This window comes from Streptomyces sp. NPDC059787 (assembly GCF_042732315.1).
Lineage (GTDB): Bacteria > Actinomycetota > Actinomycetes > Streptomycetales > Streptomycetaceae > Streptomyces > Streptomyces atrovirens.
Genome location: NZ_JBHWHX010000020.1, coordinates 35,460 through 55,011 on the forward strand (window position 1 = coordinate 35,460; position 19,552 = coordinate 55,011).

The window sequence follows — 19,552 nt, forward strand, 5'->3', positions numbered from 1 at the left end:
TCAGAGCTTCAGGATGCGCTCGGCATTGCCGCTGGCGATCTTCCGGCGGTGACCGGCCGACAGGCTCGCCCTGCGCAGGAACCCGACGGCCTGCTCGCTCTTCTCGAAGGGGTAGTCGATGGCGAAGAGCACGTTGTCGATGCCCACCGCCTTGATGGCGGCCTGGAGCATATTGTCGTCCATCACGCCCGAGGTGGTGATGGCGATGTTCTGCGTGAGGTACTCGGAGGGCTTCTTCTTCAGCGGCACCTTGGTGTTGATGTTCTCGATCTGCACGTCGAGGCGGGGGATCTGGTACGGCAGGAACTCGCCCATGTGGCCCACGATGAGCCTGGCGCCCGGGAAGTCGTCGAAGACGCCGCCGAGGATGACCCGCAGGGCGTGCCCACCGGTCTCCGCCGCCCAGCTGTAGAGGGGACCGACCAGCTCGGGACGGCCCTTCAGCAGACCCCACTCACCGGTCGGGGCCGGCGTCGGGTGCAGGTAGATCGCGGCGCCCAGTTCCTCCAGCGCGGCCCACACGGGCCGGAACTGCGGCTCGTCCAGGTAGTGGCCGTTGGTGTGGCCGTTGACCAGGAACCCGGCCATCTTGAGGTCGTGCATGGCGCGCCGGGCCTCCCGCACGGCCGCCTGCGGATCCTGGAGGGGCAGCGCGGCGAGCCCGCCGAACCGGGTGGGGTGCGCGTCGACGACGCCGGCCAGCGCGTCGTTGGCGACCTGCGCGTCGCGTACGGCGATGGCCGCGTCGGGCTGCGTCTGCACCCCGGGCGGGGTGAGGGAGAGCACCTGCATGGTGACGCCGTTCGCGTCCATGTCGGCGAGCCGGTACTCGGTGACGTCCGGAAGCCGCTTGAACCACTCGGCGGTGACCTCGGGCTTGAAGGGGATCGCGCCGTTCAGTGCCGTGCCCTGGGTGATGAGACCCGGCAGGACGATGGCTTCCTCGATGGCGATGATCCGCAGCCGGCCGTGCGGGTCGGGCCTGCCGCCGTGCGCCTCGGAGACGCCGGGCGTCATCAGTGCGGACGTGCCGGCGACCGCGGCCGTACCCGCCGTGGTGTTCAGGACCTGTCGTCTCGTCCATCGGTTGGCGCTCATGTGTGCTGCTTCCTTTCGGGAGAGGGGGTTCCTCGGCAGAGGTGTTCCTGGTGCGGGGAAGGAGGTGCCCCGTCCCGCACCGGCGGGGGTGTGGGGCGGCCGGAGGGCGTGCGGTCGTCTTCGTGCGGGTGCGCCGCGCTCGGGCGAAGCGGGGGGAAGAACCGGGCGGCGGACACTGGTCCGCCCCGGCCGCGAGGCAGGTACCTCGGACAGGACGCGGCCGGGGCGGGGTCTGGTGGTCGGCGCGCGCGGGCGCCGGACGACGGGGCGGCGGGGTACCCGCGTCGACGTGCCGGAGGCCGGCTCCGGAGAGGTGGTCCGGAGACGGTCAGGATCAGTGAGGTGCCGGGGTCCCGCCCCGGCGCGCACAGCCTCTCAGCGTGTCGACGAGGGCGAGGGCGTCCTCGGGGGCCTCGTCCCCCAGCCAGCCGACCACCTGGTCCGGGCGGACCAGGGCGAGGCGGGCGCCCAGCACCTCGGCGTAGCCGGCGGACACGGACTCCGGCAGGCGCACCACGGTGAGCGGCACGTCCCGCAGGCGTGCGGCCTCCTCGACGGCCGTCACCGGCGCACCGCGTCCGAGGACGAGCAGGGTCAGATGGTCACCGAGCACGTCGTACAGGGAACGGCCGTCCTCGAGGAACACGTGGGGCAGCCGGGCACCCGTCCACCCGGCGCCCTCCCGTCCGTCCCGGTCCGCGGGGACGATCGGTGAGGCGGCGATACGGAGTCCGAGGACCAGGTCGAGGGAGTGGAACTCCGCCTTCTTGGTCTCCTGGATACGCGCGCCCGCGGCCCGACGGGCCTCGGCACCCGCCCGGTCCTCCGCGTCGAGGTCGTCGGCGAGCAACTCGGTGGAGAGCACGCGCATGTTGGCGGTCGCCTCGTGGATGACGCGTTCCTGGACGGGGCGGCGCTCCTTCTCGTAACTGTCGAGGACGTCCGTCCCGCCCCAGCCGGCGAGCACGGCCGCGAGTTTCCAGCCCAGGTCGACGGCGTCGCCGATGCCGGTGTTGAGCCCGTGGCCGCCGAACGGCGGGTTGAGGTGCGCCGCGTCACCGGCGAGGAAGACCCTGCCGTGGCGCATGCGGTCGACGATCTGCATCCGGGCGGTCCACGGGTCGGTGGACAGCACCTCGGCCCGCACCGGCCTGCCCGCCACGGCGTCGATGATGTGCCGTGCCTCGCGCTCCCCGGTCGCCCGGTCGACACCGAAGGCGATCGCCCACCAGGTGTTCGTCCGGTCCAGCGGCCCGACCAGCGCCGGGGCGGCCGGGTTGACGACCCAGTACTGCACGGCCGGCCCGTGCCGCACGTGGTCCCACAGGCCGGGGCTCTCGAAGACCATGCCGAAGTTCGGGCGCAAGGCCTCCCCGCCCAGGTAGCGGGAGCCGATCCGGTCCCGAACGACGCTGCGCGGGCCGTCGCAGCCGATCACGTAGTCGGCGGTGACGACGCCCGGGTTCCCGGCGCCCTCCTCGACGGTCACGGACACCAGGTCGTCGTCCTGGCTCACGCCGACGACCTTCGAGCCGAGGACGAGCCGGCACGTGGCGAGTTCCTCGACCGCCTCGCGGAGCACCTCCTCCAGGACGTACTGCGGTGCCTGCTGGCCGGTTTCCGGGAAGCGGTCACCCTCCGGCGCGAGCCCCAGGACGCCGGAGAAACGGGACAGCTCCCTGCCGGTCAGCGAGGTGCAGAACACGACGTCCTGGGACCAGGACACGGACAGCGGCGCGCGCGCCCGCAGCCGCTCGGCCAGACCCCAGCGGCGCAGATGCTCCATCGTGCGCACGTTGAGCGTCTTGCAGCGGGGGCGCGCCCTGGAGACGGTGGCGCGCGGCTCGACGACCAGGCAGTCGACCCCGCGCCGGCCCAGCTCGACGGCGGCCGCCAGGCCGACCGGCCCGCCACCGGCGATGAGGACCTGCACGTGCCGCGGGAGGCGCTCGTTGTCTGCGGAGGACATCAGTTCCCGTTCTCGGCTCTCTGCCGCGTCGCGGCCCAGTGCGCACACTCCTCGGCGAACGCGAGCTGCCGCAGGTGCAGCGCGTGGCCGAGCGTGTGGTGATCGATGCAGTGGCCCGTGCCGCGGGCGACACTCGCGTCGACGAAGGGGGCCGCGGTGAACATCGCGGCGAACCGGGCCACGTCCTGCGGGCTGCTGCTCCACAGGGCGTCGAACTCGGCGAGCGCGTTGTGCACGGGGACGCGGACCCGTGGGGCGACGGTGGGCAGATGCTCCTTCGGCCACGCCGGAGCCTGGACCAACTCCCTCACCGGTACGGGCGCGTAGGAGTCGTGCGCCTGGCGCATCCCCTCGGCCCTGTAGGTGTGCGCCGGTCCGAACATCACCTTGTCCCGCTCCTCGTACGGCAGGTCCACGGTCTCGTCCGGAGGAAGGGAACCGAGGGCCTCGGCCGCTCCGCCGCTCGGGATGACGGCCCCCATCCCGGTCGCCGAGACACCGATCAGGGGGAGGCCGGGAGCTGAGGCGGCCATCATCAGGGCGATCATGCCGCCGATCGAGTGCCCGACGAGGAGGACGCGGTCGGCCGCGTGGCGCGTGATCGCCTGCGTCAGGGCGCCGGTGAGCAGCTCCGCGTGCCGGGTGAACGTGTTGGCGTCCGGCTCCAGCGGGGTGCTGCCGCCGTAGCCGGGGCGGTCGAAGGCCACCACCGGGTGGCCGTGGGCGGTGGCGACATCGAGGAACGACCCCTCGGGCGCGCCCGCGACGTCGAAGTACCGCGCCGTGTACGTACCGCCGTGGAGAGCGGCGATCAGGGGTTTGCCGGACGGTTCGGCGGGACCGGCGGTGAGCGCCGTGATCTTGTGTCCGTCGACCTCGAAGGTCAGAAGGTCGTGCTCCTTGGCCATCTGTGGCCTCCTGCCAGGGGTGGGTTCCGGCGTGCCGCACGGAGGAGGGGAACTACACGGTGAACGACGACGCGCGGCTCGCGGGGGAGTCGGCTGCCCCGGAATCCGTGGGACCGAAGCCCCGATCCGGGTGCCACCGGGTTCTGCGAGCCTAGGCGTTATATGTGATAACAGCAAGGGCCTTGGGCGGTCCGCGCGGGCAATGACGCCGGACCGTCCGGAACGGCGCGGCCCGCGGGACCGACGATGTCGGCGCCCCGGCGGGCCGGCCCCCGGGAGACCGCGCTGACGCGGTCCCGTTCTCGCCGGGGCGTCCGTCAGTGGTGCCGCGGCGCGTAGTCCTGGGTGATCTGCTTGTACTCCAGGAAGTCCTCCACGGACGCCAGGCCCCCGAGCCGGCCCACGCCGCTGGACTTGTAGCCGCCCTCCTCGAACTCGATGGTCAGGTTCGCCCAGCTGTTGATGGAGATGAGACCCGCGTCCAGCTCGCGCGCCACGCGCACCGGCCGGTCCGCGTCCCGCGACCAGACGCAGGCGCTCAGGCCGTACTCGGTGTCGTTGGCCAGAGCGACGGCCTCCTCCTCGGTGTCGAAGACCTGGACGGTCTGCACCGGGCCGAAGGTCTCCTCCTGGACGATCGGGAGCGAGGAGTCGGAGACCGCGAGGAGCGTGGGGTGGTAGAAGGCGCCGCCCGCCAGCTCGGGGCGGGTGCTCGGGCCGCCGCGGACGATCGGCTTGGCGCCGGCCGCGATCGCCGCCTCCACGGCGGCGTCGACCCGGGCGACGGACGCCTTGTCGATCAGGGGGCCGATCTGGCTGGCCGGATCCGCGGCCGGGCCGGGACGTACGCTCTCCAGGCGCTGGGCCAGGGCGGCGGTGAACCCGTCGGCGATCTCCCGCTGGACGAGGACCCTGCTGCCCGTCATGCAGAACTGTCCGGCGAAGACGGTGCACGACGCGACGGCGGTGGCGAGCGCGGCCTCCATGTCGGCGTCGGCGAAGACCAGGTGAGGAGTCTTGCCGCCCAGCTCGAGTCCCACCCGCTTGAATCGGCCGGCCGCCTCCTGGGCGATGAGCCGCCCGGTGGCGGTGCTGCCGGTGAAGCTGATGGCGGGCACCCGGGGGGACTCGACCAGCAGGCGCGCGACATCGGAGCCGGACTCGACGACGACGTTCACCACTCCCTTCGGCAGCTCGGGGACGGAGGCGAGGATCTCGCTCATGAGCGCGGCTGTCTGTGCCGCCTGCCCCGGCATCTTCACCACGGTCGTGCAGCCCGCCGCGAGGGCCGGGGCCAGCGCGCGGATGCAGAGGTAGGCGGGGGAGTTCCACGGCACCACGATCCCGGCGACGCCGACAGGCTGCCGGATCGACATGGCCTGACGGCCCGGCTGGGTGTCGGTGACCCGGCCGTGCGGCTGCACGGCCAGCCCTGCCGCGAAACGCAGCGCGCGCAGGATGAAGTGCGACTCGAAGCCCGCCTCGTGCCGGAGCTTGCCGTTCTCCAGGCACAGAGTGCCGATCACCTCGTCCATGCGTTCCGCGTACGCGTCGGCCAGGTGGCTCAGAGCGGTGGACCGCGCCATCGGGTCCAGCCGCCACGTGCCCTCCTTGAAGGCGCGGACCGCCGCGTCGACGGCACTCCGCCCCACCCCGGCGTCGGCATCCGCGTACGTACCGATCACTTCGCCCGTGGCCGGGTCGACACTGTCGCAGGTCCGGGCGGAACCGACCCACTCACCGTCGATCCAGTGTCGTGCCGTGTTCTCTCGGGTCATGCCGGCGACTCCTTGCTTGGGAGAGAGGGGATCAGAGACCGAGCAGCCGCTCGGCGTTGCCGTGGGCGATCTTCGCCCGGTCGGCCTCGCTGATCGGGGCCGTCCTCAGGAACTCGGTGGCCGCCGCCATCTCCTCGAAGGGGTAGTCGGTGCCGAAGAGGATGTGGTCCGAGCCCAGGGCGAGCAGTGCGCACAGCAGCGGAGGGGCCGAGCAGACGCCGCTGGTCGTGATGTACAGGTTGTGGCGGACGTACTCCGACGGGTTGCCCCGGGCCAGCTCGACGCCGTGGTGGTTGTGGTAGTCCCAGCGGGAGTCCATCCGCCACAGCGCGTAGGGCAGGCCCTCGCCCATGTGGCCCAGCAGCAGCTTGGCGTCGGGGAAGTCGTCGAAGACGCCGCCGAACACGCACCGCAGGAAGTGGGTGGCGGTGTCCGTTCCCCAGCTCCACATCGGTCCGATCAGCTCCGGGTGCCCCTCGATGACGTGCGGGACGCCGACGCCGTTGGCGGGGTGCAGGTAGAGCGGGACGTCCAGGCCCGCGGCGCGCTCCCACACGACGCGCAGCTCTGGGTCGTCGAGGTAGCGGCCCTGGGTGTGCGCGTTCACCAGGGCGCCGCGCATGCCCAGCTCGGAGACGGCGCGCTCCAGCTCCCCGGCGGCCGCCTTCGGGTCCTGCAGCGGCAGGGCGGCGAAACCGGCGAAGCGGTCGGGGTGGTCCGCCACCACGCCGGCGAGCAGGTCGTTCACGGCCGTCGCCTGGGCGACCGCGGCGGCGGCGTCCGTCTCGGCCTGGATGCCGGGGGAGTTGAGGGACAGCACCTGCATGTCCAGCCCCACCGCGTCCATCTCGGCCAGCCGCTCGCCGGTGATGTCGAGCAGTCGCCGGGACGCCTCCCGCCACTTCTCCGGCTGGAGGATCGCGGCCGCCGAGGCGCCGTGACCCACCAGCTCCGGTGTGACGAAGTGTTCCTCAAGACCGATGGTCCGCATCGCAACCTCTACCTGTTTCACTTATGTGCATTGACTTCACCGATAGTGAAACGTACGTTCCGTCGGTGTCAACCCTTCGGAAAGCCCGAGAAAATGGAGGTGCCCGATGACGGGTACGGAGGACGCCGCCGGCGGCCCGGTCCCGGACGGAACCACGGTGGATGTGGCCGTGGTGGGCTACGGACCGGTGGGCATGGTCGTCGCCGGCCTGCTGGGACAGGCGGGGCACCGGGTCCTGGTGCTCGAGCGGTACGCGGGCCTGTACAACCTGCCGCGGGCGGCCAGCTTCGACGACGAGACCATGCGCACGCTCGCACGCCTTGGCGTGGCGGAGGAGCTGCTGCCCAAGGTGCTCGTCCAGCGCACCTACGAGTGGCGCAACGGCCGCGGAGACCTGCTGAGGGAGCAGCGGTTCGCCGAAACCGGACGCAGCGGCTGGGCGGAATGGAACATGATGTACCAGCCGGACCTCGAAGAGGCGCTGGACGCCGTGTGCCGGTCGACGCCCCAGGTGGACGTACGGCACTCCACCACCGTGGTCGCGCTGGAACAGACTCCGGACGACGTCACGCTCACCGTGGAGGGACCCGAAGGGCGCCGGACGGTCGGCGCGCGCTATGTCCTGGGCTGCGACGGAGGCAACAGCTTCGTGCGGTCGGCGCTCGGTGTCGGGCTGGACGACTACGGCTTCTCCGAGCCGTGGATGGTGTGCGACTTCCGCTTCCGCCGCCCGACGCGGGTCCCGCTCGCGTTGCAGCTCGGCGACCCGCTGAGTCCCACTTCGATCATCTCGCTCGGTCCCGCGCACCACCGGTTCAGCTTCATGCTCGACTCGGTGGACGACTTCGGGACCGAACGGGATCCGCAGCGGGTGTGGAAGCGTGTGGCGTCCCATCTCACCCCGGACGACGCCGACCTCATCCGGGTCGCCACGTACACTTTCCGGTCCCTCATCGCGGACCACTGGCGCCGGGGCCGCGTCCTGCTCGCGGGAGACGCGGCGCACCAGATGCCCCCGTTCCTCGGGCAGGGCATGTGCTCGGGCTTCCGCGACGCGCAGAACCTCGCGTTCAAGCTGGACCTCGTCCTGCGCGGAACCGCCCCGGACGACATCCTCGACACCTATCAGACCGAGCGTGAGCCGCATGTGCGCGCGGTGACCGAGAAGGGCATCGAACTCGGCCGCCTCCAGACCCTGCGGGACCCGGAGCGTGCCGCCGAGCGCGACCGGGCCCTGCTGGCCCGCCGCGCGGAATCCGGCACACCCGAGGCCATGCGCTTCCCGAGCCTCCACGACGGCCTGCTCGCACGGACCTCGGACGCCGGCCGGGGACAGCTGTCGGTACAGGGCGTGGTGGACGACGGTACGCGCCGCGACCGCCTGGACCGGATCGTGGGCGGCGGCTTCCACCTGCTCGTCGACGAGGGCCTGCGGAGCGCCCTGGAGACCTCCCGCCTGCTCGACGACCTGGCCCGGGCGGGCGTCCGGGTCGTCGTTCCGGGCGACCGGGCCGCCGCACACCCGAAGGCGGCCGTCGTCCACGACACCGACGGCACCTACCGCGACTGGTTCACCGAACTGGGCTGCTCGGCCGTCGCGGTCCGCCCCGACTTCTACGTGTTCGGCACCGCGAGCGGTCCCGACGCGGCGGTCGGTCTCGCCGGTGAGCTGCTGAGGACGGTGCACGGCGGCATCGCCTCACCGGACGTGCGGGTGGACGCCTGACGCCCTGACCGTCCTCGCGGACGGTGTCCACGCGCGGGGCTCACCACGGACTCGCCCGTCCCCGGGCGGTCGTCATGTGGCCGGAGCACGGATCGAGCCCTTCGCGTGGACCCCGGTGGCCGGACGAGCCGGTCACTATGATCGCCTCTGTGACAGCCCAGCGTCCCCCCGAGCCCGAGAACAACGACGCCTCACCGGCGCGACAGGGCATCCAGTCCGTCGAACTGGCGATGACGGTGCTGCAGGCCCTCGAAGAGGGGCGCGGCCCGATGAGCCTGACGCAGATAGCCGCGGCCAGCGGCATGCAGCCGAGCAAGGCACACCGCTACCTCGTCAGTCTCGCCCGAGTCGGTCTCGTCGCCCAGTCCCGCAGTTCCGGACGCTACGACATGGGACCCGCCATGCGGCGGCTCGGTGTCGAGTCGCTGCGCAGAATGGACGAGGTGGCGCTGGTGAGCGAACACCTGCCCGGACTGCGGGACCGGACCTCCCACGCGGTCAACCTGGCCGTGTGGGGCGATCACGGACCTGTGGTCGTGCGCTGGGAGTACGGGGCTCATGCCCTCCCCATCACGGTCCGCATCGGTGCCACGATGCCGCTGCTGAACAGCGCGATGGGCGGTGCCTTCCTGGCCCATCTGCCCGAACAGCTCACCGAACCCGTGCTGCGCGTCCAGCTCGAGTCGGCGACGCTGGACCCTCCGACGCGGGAGCGTGTCGACGAGATCCGAGCCGAGGTCCTGCGCGACGGCGTGGCCACGACCTCCGGCGGTGTGATCCCCGGGGTCACCTCGGTCGCGGCCCCGGTGTTCACGGCCGGTGACTCGCTCCCGCTGGTCGTCACCCTCGTCATGCCGGCACGCGGCATCACCGAGAAGGCTCTCGCCGGTCTCTCCGCGGAACTGCTGCGCTCGGCCAGGGCCATGTCCGAGGAACTGGGTCACACGACGCACGGAGACGACACGTGAACCCCGTGGTGCGCGGTGCCCCGTTTCGAAGGCTCCCTGCCGCCCTGTGCCCGTGGGAGTGCCCGGCGTTAGAGTTCCCCCCATGAACAGGCAGGCCCCGACGCTGGAGGATGTCGCGAGGGAGGCGGGGGTCTCCCGCGCCACCGTGTCGCGGGTCGTGAACGGCGTGCGCAACGTCGATCCCAGCATCCAGGACCTGGTCCGCAGCGCGATCGAACGGACGGGCTACACGCCGAACCGCGCAGCGAGGACGCTGGTCACCCGACGCACCGGAACGGTGGCCCTCATCGTCTCCGGTGCGGGCGACGCCTTCGCCGGCCGCGTGTTCGCCGACCCGTTCTTCGGCCGTGTCGTCAACGGCGTCGTGGGGTATCTCCGGGCACGCGCGATGCAACCGGTGCTGCTGTTCGCCGAGTCGGAGGCGGCCAGGAAACAGGTGGTCGACTACGTACGGCAGGGCAGTGCGGACGGCGCTTTGGTGGTCTCCGTGCAACCGGACGACCCTCTGCCGGACATGCTCCTCTCCGCCCGCGTCCCCACGGTGCTGTTCGCACGTCCCGCCCGGACGGCACCGGTCGGTTGCGTCGACCTGGACCACTACGCGGGGGGACGCCTGGCCGGAGAGCGTCTCCTGGCCCGCGGCTGCCGCCGTATCGCGGCGATCGGCGCTCCGCCGGATCTCAGGGCCGGCCGGGAGCGCCTCGCCGGATTCCGCGACGCCCTGGCCCGCGCCGGGCACGACAGCCCTCCCGTGGCCGAGGGCGTCTTCACGCTGGACAGCGGGGCGACAGCCATGGCCGCGCTGCTGCGGGACCACCCCGCGCTGGACGGCGTGTTCGCGGCCAACGACCTGATGGCCCAGGGCGCCTGCCAGGTCCTGCGGGAACTGGGCAGGCGCATACCGGAGGACGTCGCCGTCGTCGGGTTCGACGACTCGAGCATCGCCGTGACGTGCCGGCCGCCGCTGACCACCGTGCGCCAGCCGGTGGAGGAGATGGCGGCGGCCATGGCCAGGATGCTGGACGAGCAGGTCCAGGGCACCCTTACCGAGCCGCGCACCCTCGTCTTCGAACCGGAACTGGTCGTACGCGAGTCCGCCTGACCCGAGGTCAGGCGTGCGACTGCCGGTGGGCGCGGATGATGTCCGCGTAGCGCTGACCACTTGTCTTGACGGTCCGGGCCTGGGTCGCGTAGTCGACGTGGACGAGGCCGAAGCGCTTGTCGTAGCCGTAGGCCCACTCGAAGTTGTCGAGGAGGGACCAGGCGTAGTAGCCGGCCAGCGGTACTCCCTTGCGGACCGCCCGGGCGCAGGCGCTCACGTGCTGCTCCAGGTAGCGGGCCCGGTCGGGGTCGTGGACGGCGCCGTCGGGCGAGACGGTGTCCGGGAAGGCGGAGCCGTTCTCGGTGACGTACAGCTCGCGGACCCCGTAGTCGTCGGTCAGGCGCAGCAGCAGGGCCTCCAGGCCGCCGGCGTCGATCTGCCAGTCCATGCCGGTGCGCGGTACCTCGGGCAGCCGGACCTCACGGGCGTACGGGACGGGGCCCTCGGGGTCGTCGGTGACGGTCGCCGGGAAGTAGTAGTTGAGGCCGTGCCAGTCCAGGGGCGCTGCGATCGTGTCCAGGTCGCCTGGGCGCTCCGGCAGTTCCACGCCGTACAGTTCGCGCATGTCGGCGGGGAAGCCGCGGCCGTGGACGGGGTCGAGCCACCAGCGGTTGGTGTGGCCGTCCATGCGGGTGGCCGCCGCGATGTCCTCCGGGCGGGTCGAGGCGGCCTCGACGGTGGAGTGGTTGGTGACCAGGCCGACCTGTGCGCCGGGGGCCGCCGCGCGGATCGCCCGGGTGGCGAGGCCGTGGGCGAGCAGCAGGTGGTACGAGGCGTGCACGGCGGCGGTCAGGTCGGTCAGGCCGGGTGCCATACGGCCCTCCAGGTGGCCGATCCAGCCGGAGCAGAGGGGCTCGTTGAGGGTGGCCCATCGGGTGACGCGGTCGCCGAGCCGGGCGGCGACGACGGAGGCGTACTCGGCGAGGTGTTCGGCGGTGTCGCGCACGGTCCAGCCGCCGCGGTCCTGGAGGGCCTGGGGAAGGTCCCAGTGGTAGAGGGTGATGTTGGGGGTGATGCCGGCCTCGAGGAGGGCGTCGACGAGCCGGTCGTAGAAGTCGAGGCCGGCCGCGTTGACCGGTCCGTCACCGGCGGGCACCACACGGGGCCAGGCGACGGACATGCGGTAGGCGTCGGTGCCGAGCCGCTTCATCAGGGCGATGTCCTCGGGCCACCGGTGGTAGTGGTCGCAGGCCACGTCGCCGTGGTCGTCGCCCGCGACCTTGCCCGGGGTGTGGGAGAAGGTGTCCCAGATCGACGGCGCCCGGCCGTCCTCGGTGACGGCTCCCTCGATCTGGTAGGCGGAGGTGGCCGTGCCCCAGGCGAAGTCGGCGGGGAAGGCGGCGAGGTCGAGCGATTCGGACACGGAGAGCCTCTCTGGGATGGTCGGGCGGGGCGGCGGTGGTGCCCCGGCGGCTACTTGACGGCGCCGGCGGTGAGGCCGGTGACGAGGTAGCGCTGGAGGAGCAGGAAGCCGGCGACGACGGGCAGACTGACGACGAGTGAGGCGGCCATGATCTGGTTCCAGTACACGTCGTTCTGGGTGGAGTAGCCCTGGAGGCCGACGGCGAGGGTGCGGGTGGTGTCGTTGGTCATGACGGACGCGAAGAGCACCTCGCCCCAGGCGGTCATGAACGCGTAGACGGCGACGGCGACGATGCCGGGGACCGCGGCGGGCACGATGACCCTGAAGAGGGCTCCGAGCGGTCCGCAGCCGTCCACCTTGGCGGCCTCGTCGAGGTCTCTGGGCACCGAGTCGAAGTAGCCGATCAGCATCCAGATGGAGAAGGGCAGCGAGAAGGTGAGGTAGGTGAGGATCAGGCCCACGCGGGAGCCGAACAGGGCGATGCCGGTGGTGTTGCCGATGTTGACGTAGATGAGGAACAGCGGCAGCAGGAACAGGATGCCCGGGAACATCTGCGTCGACAGCACCGTCACCGTGAAGACGCGCTTGCCGCGGAAGGAGTAGCGGCTGACCGCGTAGGCGGCGAACACGGCGACGGTGACGGAGCAGACGGTCGCCGCGCCGGCCACGATCAGCGAGTTCATGAAGTAGTCGGCCAGCGGGACCGTTTCCCAGATGTCGAAGTACGGACGGACGGTGAGACCCGAGGGGATCCACGCGAACTTCCCCGACACGTCCTCCAGCGGCTTCAGTGAGCTGGAGATCATCACGTACACCGGCAGCAGCACGAAGACGGTGAGGAGGGTGAGGAAGATCCGGCGGCTCCACAGGAAGGACCGCGGGGCGGCCATCGGGGAGCGGGGCCGGCGGACGGCTGGGCTAGACATCGGCGGCCTTCCTTCCGCGGGAGGTGAGCCAGAGGTAGATGCCCGTCACCACGAGCAGGAACAGCAGGAGCAGGACCGACATGGCGGAGCCCGTCCCGAAGTTCCAGGTCTGGAACGAGGACTGGTAGATGTGGATGGAGATCAGGTCCGCGGCTTCCGGCGCCGCTTTGCCGAAGAGGACGAAGGGGGTGTTGAAGTCGTTGAACGTCCACAGGAACAGCACCAGGACCAGGACCTGGTTGACGGGGCGCAGCGAGGGCAGGGTGATGCGGCGGATCTGCTGCCAGACGCCCGCGCCGTCGAGGGCGGCGGCCTCGTAGATGTCCCTCGGGATGTTCTGGAGCCCGGCCATGATGATGAGGAAGGCGAAGGGCCAGCCCTTCCACACCGAGACGACGAGCAGGGCGATGAAGCTGTTGTCGCCGATCAGCCAGAACGGAGGGCTGTCGGTGAGGCCGAGCTGGTCGTGCAGCACGTGGTTCACCAGGCCGTTGTCCCGCTGGAACATGAACGCCCAGGTGATGACGGCGGCGTAGACGGGCAGTGCGTACGGCACCAGGAAGAGCGTGCGCAGGACGCCCCGGCCGCGGAAGGTCTCCTGCATGAAGATCGCCGCGGCCGCTCCGAGCAGCCAGCACAGGCCGACCGAGAGGACGGTGAACAGGCAGGTGGTGAGGAAGGACTTCAGCAGCGCCTCGCCGACGGGGGCGTCGAAGTCGACTGCCAGGGAGTAGTTGTCGAGGCCGGCCCAGGGCGCGGCGCCCCAGTCACGGACGTAGAACTGGGTCAGCTCCTTGAAGCTGACGACGATGCCGATCACCATCGGCACCAGGTGGACCAGTAGTTCGAGCAGCAGTGCGGGGAACAGCAGCAGGTACGGCAGTCCGATGCGGCGCAGCCGCCCGGGGCGGCGTCTGCGCGGCGCCGCTCCGGGGTCGTTCTTCCGTGCCGTCCGCTCGCCTGTGCTCAGGGCAGCGGTGGTGGTCATGGCGGTGTCCGGGCTCACTTCTCGGGCATCTGCTGCTGGGCCTTCTCGAGCTTGGCCCGCACTGAATCGGTGGTCACCGCACGGCCGGCGGCGGCGTCGGCGAAGAGTTCCTTGACGGCGGTGCCGACGACGGTCTCGAACTGCGACTCCTCGGGGACCTGCGGCAGTGCGGTGGCGCTGGTGGCGAGGGTGTCCCGGAGCACGGCGAGGGCGGGGGAGTTGAAGGCCGGGTCCTGCTGGGCGGTCTTGACCGGCGGGATGGAGCCGTAGGCCTTGTTCAGGATGACCTGCTCCTCGTCGCCGGTCATGAACTTCACGAACTTCTTGGCGCCGTCGATGTTCTTGGTGTTCCTGAAGACGGCCATGTTGATGCCGGCGACCATGGAGTTGGTGGCCTTGCCCGGACCGGGCTCGCCGGACTGCACGGGGGCGGGCGCGACGCCCCACTCGTCCTCGTTCATGCCCTGCGACGCGAAGGTGGCCGACGCGGTCTGCCACAGCACCATGGCCGTTTTGTCCTTGGCGAAGTCGCTCAGGGACTGGTTCTGCGCGTACTCGGCGTTGCCCGGCGCGATGATCTTTTCCTTGGCCATCAGGTCGACGTACTGCTTGACCGCCGCCACGGCGCCGTCGGAGGTGAAGTCGGCCTTGCCGTCGGGGGTGAAGAAGTCCGCGCCGTGCTGCTGGGCGAGGACGAAGACCTGGTGGATGTTGTTCGACAGGTTGGAGCCCTCGGCGCCGAGTCCCCACTTGCCGTCCTCGGAGAGCCTCTTGCCGGTCTCGGCCAACTCCTCCCAGGTCGCCGGCGGCTTCTCGATGCCGGCGTCGGCGAACATCTTCTTGTTGTAGTAGAGCGCGTAGGCCATGGAGTACAGCGGCACGGAGGCCGGGTCCTGGCCCTGGACGCCGGTGGAGCCGAGCGCGGACTCCACGAAGCGGTCCCTGCCGCCGATCGCCTCGAAGTTCTTCGCGTCCCAGGGCAGCAGGGCACCGCCGGCCTGGAGTGAGGCGCTCCAGGTGTTGCCGATGTTGAGGACGTCCGGGCCCTGACCGGAGGTGGTGGCGGTGAGGATGCGGTTGAGGAGGTCCCCCCAGGGCACCACCTCCAGCTTCACCTTGATCCCGGTCTCCTTCTCGAACTTGTCGAGTTCCGGCTGGAGGACCTTCTTGTCCACCTCCAGGTTCGCGCCCTGGTTGGAGGCCCAGTAGGTGAGGGTCCTCGGCTGTTCGTTGGAGCCTTCCGTGCCGGACGACCCCCCGCCGCAGGCCGCCACGGTGAGGGCGAACGAGAGGGTGACGGCGCCGACGGCTGCGGCTCTGATTCTGCGCATGACTCCAGAGGCCTTCCGGGAAGTGACGGGATCGCCGGCGGAGGCGGGACGGGGTGGCGCCCCGCGTTCCCTGAAGCCTCCACGGCTTAATTTAGGATGTGAGTTAAGCTTCGAGTGAAGGGCGCGTCAAGGGCTCGGCCACAGGTAAATCGCGGTGAAGACTTCAGGGCGAGGGGACAGGGTGACGGTGCGCGGCGGCCGTACGGCGCGTGACCTGCGGCGGGAGAACCGCACCGCGGTATTGCAACGGTTGTATTTCGACGGGCCGCTCAGCCGGTTCTCCCCGGGGCCCGCCACCGGGCCGAGTTCGGGATCGGGGTTCCGGGCGTCGTCGCCGGGACCGCCGGGGACGGCGCCGTCGCGCCCGGCCGGGCCATCGGCTGGGACGCCGTCCCCTGGAGCGGCTGCTGCGCGAGTCCCGGCTCCTGCCCGAGAGCGTGCCGTACCGCATCGACAGCGGCGCCAAGACGCCCGGGCGGGCGGAGAGGTGGTTCGGCACCGGCCGGGGCGCGCGGAACGCGGCGGTGGTGCTCTTCGGCTCCGGTGCCGGCGCCTGCGCCGTCGGCGACGACAGGGGACCGGGCCGGGCCGTGGAGCGGGGGCACCCGACGGTGCGGGTGCGCGGGCCCCGGCCCGGCGCCGCGGCCCCGGCGCACACGGTGCCCGGACCGCCCCGCCCGTCAGGGGCCGCCGACCGTGACCTTCCCCTCCCACCGTGTGTCTCCCGCCGATCTGCCCACCATGAGCCGGTAGGGGCCGGGCTCCGTGGCCCAGCCGTGGTCCTCCTCCGACCAGTGCCGCAAGGCGCGTGGGCCCACCACCACCTCGGCACCCGCCGTTCGGCCCGCTTCCGCCCGGACAGTCGCGTATCCGGCGAACCAGCGCACCGGGCGCTCCACCGCCGAATCGGGGCGGGCCAGGTAGACCTGGACGACCTCGCGCCCGGCGCGGGCGCCGGTGTTGCGCACCGTCACCCGGACGGTGAACGGCTCGCCCGCCGCGACGTGCGCGGGCACCTCCACGGCCGCGTACTCCCACGTCGTGTAACCGAGTCCGTGGCCGAACCAGTAGGCGGGCTCGCGTCCGGCTCGCAGCCACGCCCGGTGGCCGATGTGCAGGCCCTCGGCGTAGTCGAGCCGGCCGTCGACCGGCCGGGTGCGGGTGACGGGTGCGTCCGCCAGGGACGCCGCCCAGGTGGTGGGGAGCCGGCCGCCGGGCTCGGCGAGGCCGAACAGGACGTCGGCCAGCCCCGCCCCGGCCTCCTGTCCCGGGAACCAGGCGAGCAGCACGGCACCCGCTTCCCGGTGCCAGGGCAGCTCGACCGGGCCGCCGCTGTTGACGACCACGACCGTGCGCGGATTCGCGGCGGCCACCGCGTGGACCAGCTCGTCCTGGTGCCCCCCGAGCGACAGTCCGGCGCGGTCGTACCCTTCGGTCTCGCTGTGCTCGGTGGTGCCGACCACCACGATCGCGGCATCGGCGTCCCGTGCCGCCCGCACCGCGTCCTCCAGCGCGATAGCCGGGTCCGGTTCCGGGGGCGCCGCGGCGACGACGGTGGCGCGTCCGCGGCCGGGCACCAGTTCGCGCCGTGCCACCACGCGTACGGGCCGCTTGGTGGCCAGTACCGTCCGCGCGGTGTGCACGGGCGGGGTGACGTGGACGACGGCCGGGTCGTCCGTGTCACCGGGAAACTCCCCGTCCAGGAGCGTGCGGTCGTCGACGGTGAGCGTCATGCGTCCGAAGCCCCCGACACCGAACGTCCACTCTCCCGACCGACGGGGATGCAGCACCGCGTCGATCTCCACCGTGTGCGCGCCCGGGGGCAGGTCCGGCTCCAGCTGCCGGCCCGAGAGCCGGTGCTGCGCGTACAGCTCCCGCCCCGCCGCGTCCAGCACCCGCAGGAGCACGCCGGGGGCGCCCGACCGCGGGTCGCTGCACCGGTCGGTGCCGAGGGGGACGGGCGGGGACCCCGGTGCGGGGCCGGGCTCGTACACCACCCGGGCCCTTCCCCGCAGCCGGGCCCGGACGCCGGCCAGCGGGGTGACCACGTCGGAGCAGAAGACGCCCGCGCTGCCGCCGCCCTGGACGCGCGGGGACGCGGCGTGGACGCCGACGACCGCGACGGTGGACAGCCCGGCGGGGTCGAGCGGCAGGACGGCGCTGTTGCGCAGCAGGACCGAGCCGGCACTGACGGCGCGGCGCAGCAGAGCCCGGGTGCCGCGGGACGCCCCCGCCGCCACCCGGCGCGGGCGACGCGGTTCCAGCGCGCCCACGCGGCCGGCGAGCCGGAGCAGCCGTCGTACCTTCTCGTCGACCGCCTCCTCGTCGACCAGGCCGTCCTTCACCGCCCGCACCAGCGACGCGCCCCAGGGACTGTCCGGACCCGGCATCGCCAGGTCGAGGGCGGCGCGACCGGTCTCCTCGGTGGTGCGCACGGCCGCCCAGTCGGAGACGGCGACCCCGTCGAACCCCCATTCGCCCTTGAGGGGCTCGGCCAGGAGCGGGCTGGCCGTCATGGTCGTACCGCCGACGGCGTTGTAGCCCGCCATGACCAGCCACACCCCGGCCTCGACGGCCGCCTCGAAGGGCGCGAGGTACACCTCCCGCAGAGTGCGTTCGGACGCCCGGACGTCGACGGTCAGCCGGTCGGTCTCGGAGTCGTTGCCGACGTAGTGCTTGGCGGTGGCCGCCACCCCGAGGGCCTGGACGCCCCGGATCAGCGCGGCCCCGGTACGGCCGGTCAGTTCCGGGTCCTCGGAGAAGCACTCGAAGTGCCGGCCGCCCAGCGGGCTCCGGTGGAGGTTGAGCGTGGGGGCCAGCACCACGTCGACGCCCTTGCGGGCGGCCTCGGTGGCGAGCAGACCCCCGAGCCGCTCCACCAGTTCCTCGTCCCACATCGCCCCCAGGGCGGAGGCGGAGGGCAGCAGGACCGAGGTGCGCCGCTCGTCCCATGCCTCGCCGCGCACCCCGGCGGGCCCGTCCGAGGTCACCATCTCCCGCAGCCCGATCCCGGGCTCACCGACGGTGCGCCAGGTCGTCGCGCCGGTGAGCAGGCGCACCTTCTGCTCGAGACTCAGCCCGCCGATGTGCCGGTCGAGTGCCTCGTCGTCCATTCCCGCCCCACTTTCCGCCTCTCCACTGTCGGGAGAGCGCTCTCCCGAGCATTTGACGAGCTCCTCCTCCCCGTCAAGCCCCTCCGGACGGCGGTGGACGTCAGGCGCGCGGGCAGCGGAAGGAGCCCGACGGCACCCGTGCCGCGCGGGTACCGTCGGGCCCGTGGGGACCGGCCGGGTCAGGGCAGCCGGTGGTCGGCGTTCAGCACGGTGCCGCGTTCGGGGCGGTACAGGTCGAAGCCCCGGGTGTCGCACTGCAGGCCGCCGTTGATGCAGTGGTCGACCAGGGCCTTGAGGGTTCGTTCCTCCCACGCGTTGAAGAAGTCGTAGTGGAAGGAGTAGCCGCGGCCGCTGGCCAGGCGGACCTGGCTCATGTCACCGTTGACCGGCCACGCCATCTTGAACTCGATCATCGGCAGGGCGACCGGGTGGGAGGCCGGGCACATGTTGTCGTTGGTGCCGGGCTTGACGACCGGGTAGGCCATGTGGCTCTGGTGGTCGGGGGTGTCGAGGTGCAGGCCGTTCCAGCAGCTGGGGGCCTGCATGCGCAGGTTGAGCTGGACGTCGGGCCGGCTCGGGCAGCTCGCCGGGATGTCGGTGTTGAAGAAGCTGTCACCGCACTCCCAGCCCTCGACGAAGCCCTTGTGGGCGCGGAACTGCTGTTCGGTCTGCATGGGGTTGCCGACGACGAACCGCAGGCCCTTGGGGAAGGGCCGCACGCTCCGGTAGTCGGTCACGCCTGCCTTGTAGTAGATGACCTGCGGGCCGACGGGCAGGATCTTCTGGTCGCCCTTGTACAGCGAGGGCATCCAGTAGGCGGAGGCGTCCGCGGGCGCCTTGCAGGTGGTGGTGCCTCCGTAGAGCGAGCCGGTGGTGCTGGCGGCGTCGGTGGAGGTGTTGCCCATGAACGTGTGGTCGTGGGACTTGCCGAACTGGCCCGGGTAGACGATCGGGTCGTCCGGCGCGGTGTGGGTCACGGAGCAGCCGGCCTGGAACTCGTGGTGGTAGGCCGGGGGCGGGGTGGCCGTGGACGGGACGACGCCGGTGACCGGGGGTACGGCCGGTATGTACCCGTCGCCGTCGGGGTCGTCGCCGGACGCCTGGGTCGACACCGCCATCGTGTGCCCGGTGTGAGCGCCGGCCGAGGCGGCCGCCGGGGCGCCGCCGGGACCGGCCGCCGTGGCGACGGTGCCGACGCCGAGCACGCTTGCGATCAGTGCGCTGCCGAGCAGCAGCGCGGGGAGTTTCGAACGCGGTCTCATGGGGCCTCCTTGCCCGCTGAGGTGCCTGG

14 protein-coding genes and 1 pseudogene are annotated in these 19,552 nt (G+C 71.8%); 4 read left to right on the plus strand and 11 right to left on the minus strand.

All coding sequences use genetic code 11. The annotated features are described in order from the left end of the window. From ACFV5H_RS20285 to ACFV5H_RS20305, 5 genes are all read right to left on the minus strand, one after another. Positions 1-1,098, minus strand: a complete 1,098-nt coding sequence (locus tag ACFV5H_RS20285; protein ID WP_385196382.1) for an amidohydrolase family protein — start codon at positions 1,096-1,098, stop codon at positions 1-3. Between the two features lie 334 nt (positions 1,099-1,432). Next, a complete protein-coding gene (locus tag ACFV5H_RS20290) occupies positions 1,433-3,067 on the minus strand; it encodes an FAD-dependent monooxygenase (RefSeq protein ID WP_385196385.1) in 1,635 nt (544 codons plus the stop codon). Next, on the minus strand, positions 3,067-3,975 hold the full coding sequence (locus ACFV5H_RS20295) for an alpha/beta fold hydrolase (RefSeq protein WP_385059624.1): 909 nt from the start codon (positions 3,973-3,975) through the stop codon (positions 3,067-3,069). Before ACFV5H_RS20295 ends, ACFV5H_RS20290 begins: the two co-directional genes overlap by 1 nt. 317 nt (positions 3,976-4,292) lie before the next feature. Next, positions 4,293-5,753 carry an aldehyde dehydrogenase family protein gene (locus ACFV5H_RS20300; RefSeq protein WP_385059599.1) on the minus strand — a complete coding sequence of 487 codons (1,461 nt, stop codon included), beginning with the start codon at positions 5,751-5,753 and terminating at the stop codon, positions 4,293-4,295. Positions 5,754-5,784: 31 nt separating this feature from the next. Beyond that, positions 5,785-6,744, minus strand: coding sequence for an amidohydrolase family protein (locus ACFV5H_RS20305; protein ID WP_385196388.1), 960 nt, complete (start codon positions 6,742-6,744; stop codon positions 5,785-5,787). A 106-nt stretch (positions 6,745-6,850) separates the two neighbouring features. Between ACFV5H_RS20305 and ACFV5H_RS20310 the strand changes: the two genes are divergently transcribed. From ACFV5H_RS20310 to ACFV5H_RS20320, 3 genes are all read left to right on the plus strand, one after another. Beyond that, entirely contained in the window at positions 6,851-8,470 is a 1,620-nt protein-coding gene (locus ACFV5H_RS20310) for a bifunctional 3-(3-hydroxy-phenyl)propionate/3-hydroxycinnamic acid hydroxylase (RefSeq protein ID WP_385196390.1), read from the plus strand. A 149-nt stretch (positions 8,471-8,619) separates the two neighbouring features. Then, complete coding sequence (locus tag ACFV5H_RS20315; RefSeq protein ID WP_385059616.1) at positions 8,620-9,438, plus strand: IclR family transcriptional regulator; 819 nt, start codon at positions 8,620-8,622, stop codon at positions 9,436-9,438. 82 nt (positions 9,439-9,520) lie between these two features. Then, positions 9,521-10,540 (plus strand): LacI family DNA-binding transcriptional regulator, encoded by a 1,020-nt coding sequence (locus ACFV5H_RS20320; protein WP_385059613.1) that lies wholly within the window; start codon positions 9,521-9,523, stop codon positions 10,538-10,540. Positions 10,541-10,547: 7 nt separating this feature from the next. Here ACFV5H_RS20320 and ACFV5H_RS20325 read toward each other — a convergent pair whose 3' ends face one another. From ACFV5H_RS20325 to ACFV5H_RS20340, 4 genes are read right to left on the minus strand one after another with little or no spacing between them, the layout of a single operon-like run. Further along, complete coding sequence (locus ACFV5H_RS20325) at positions 10,548-11,903, minus strand: GH1 family beta-glucosidase (RefSeq protein WP_385196393.1); 1,356 nt, start codon at positions 11,901-11,903, stop codon at positions 10,548-10,550. 50 nt (positions 11,904-11,953) lie between these two features. Further along, positions 11,954-12,793: a carbohydrate ABC transporter permease gene (locus tag ACFV5H_RS20330; protein WP_385196546.1), complete on the minus strand. Its 840-nt coding sequence runs from the start codon at positions 12,791-12,793 to the stop codon at positions 11,954-11,956. 28 nt (positions 12,794-12,821) lie between these two features. Continuing rightward, positions 12,822-13,817: a carbohydrate ABC transporter permease gene (locus ACFV5H_RS20335; protein WP_385196395.1), complete on the minus strand. Its 996-nt coding sequence runs from the start codon at positions 13,815-13,817 to the stop codon at positions 12,822-12,824. A gap of 14 nt (positions 13,818-13,831) precedes the next feature. Next, positions 13,832-15,148 (minus strand): extracellular solute-binding protein, encoded by a 1,317-nt coding sequence (locus ACFV5H_RS20340; RefSeq protein WP_385196397.1) that lies wholly within the window; start codon positions 15,146-15,148, stop codon positions 13,832-13,834. A 181-nt stretch (positions 15,149-15,329) separates the two neighbouring features. On the opposite strand from ACFV5H_RS20340, the pseudogene ACFV5H_RS20345 reads away from it, so the two are divergent. Further along, a pseudogene (locus tag ACFV5H_RS20345) lies at positions 15,330-15,780 on the plus strand (sugar kinase); the annotation flags it as partial. Positions 15,781-15,828: 48 nt separating this feature from the next. Here ACFV5H_RS20345 and ACFV5H_RS20350 read toward each other — a convergent pair. Together ACFV5H_RS20350 and ACFV5H_RS20355 are read right to left on the minus strand one after the other, a co-directional pair. Further along, complete coding sequence (locus tag ACFV5H_RS20350) at positions 15,829-18,261, minus strand: glycoside hydrolase family 3 C-terminal domain-containing protein (protein ID WP_385196399.1); 2,433 nt, start codon at positions 18,259-18,261, stop codon at positions 15,829-15,831. 179 nt (positions 18,262-18,440) lie between these two features. Next, positions 18,441-19,523: a DUF1996 domain-containing protein gene (locus tag ACFV5H_RS20355; protein ID WP_385196402.1), complete on the minus strand. Its 1,083-nt coding sequence runs from the start codon at positions 19,521-19,523 to the stop codon at positions 18,441-18,443. Positions 19,524-19,552 lie beyond the last annotated feature (29 nt).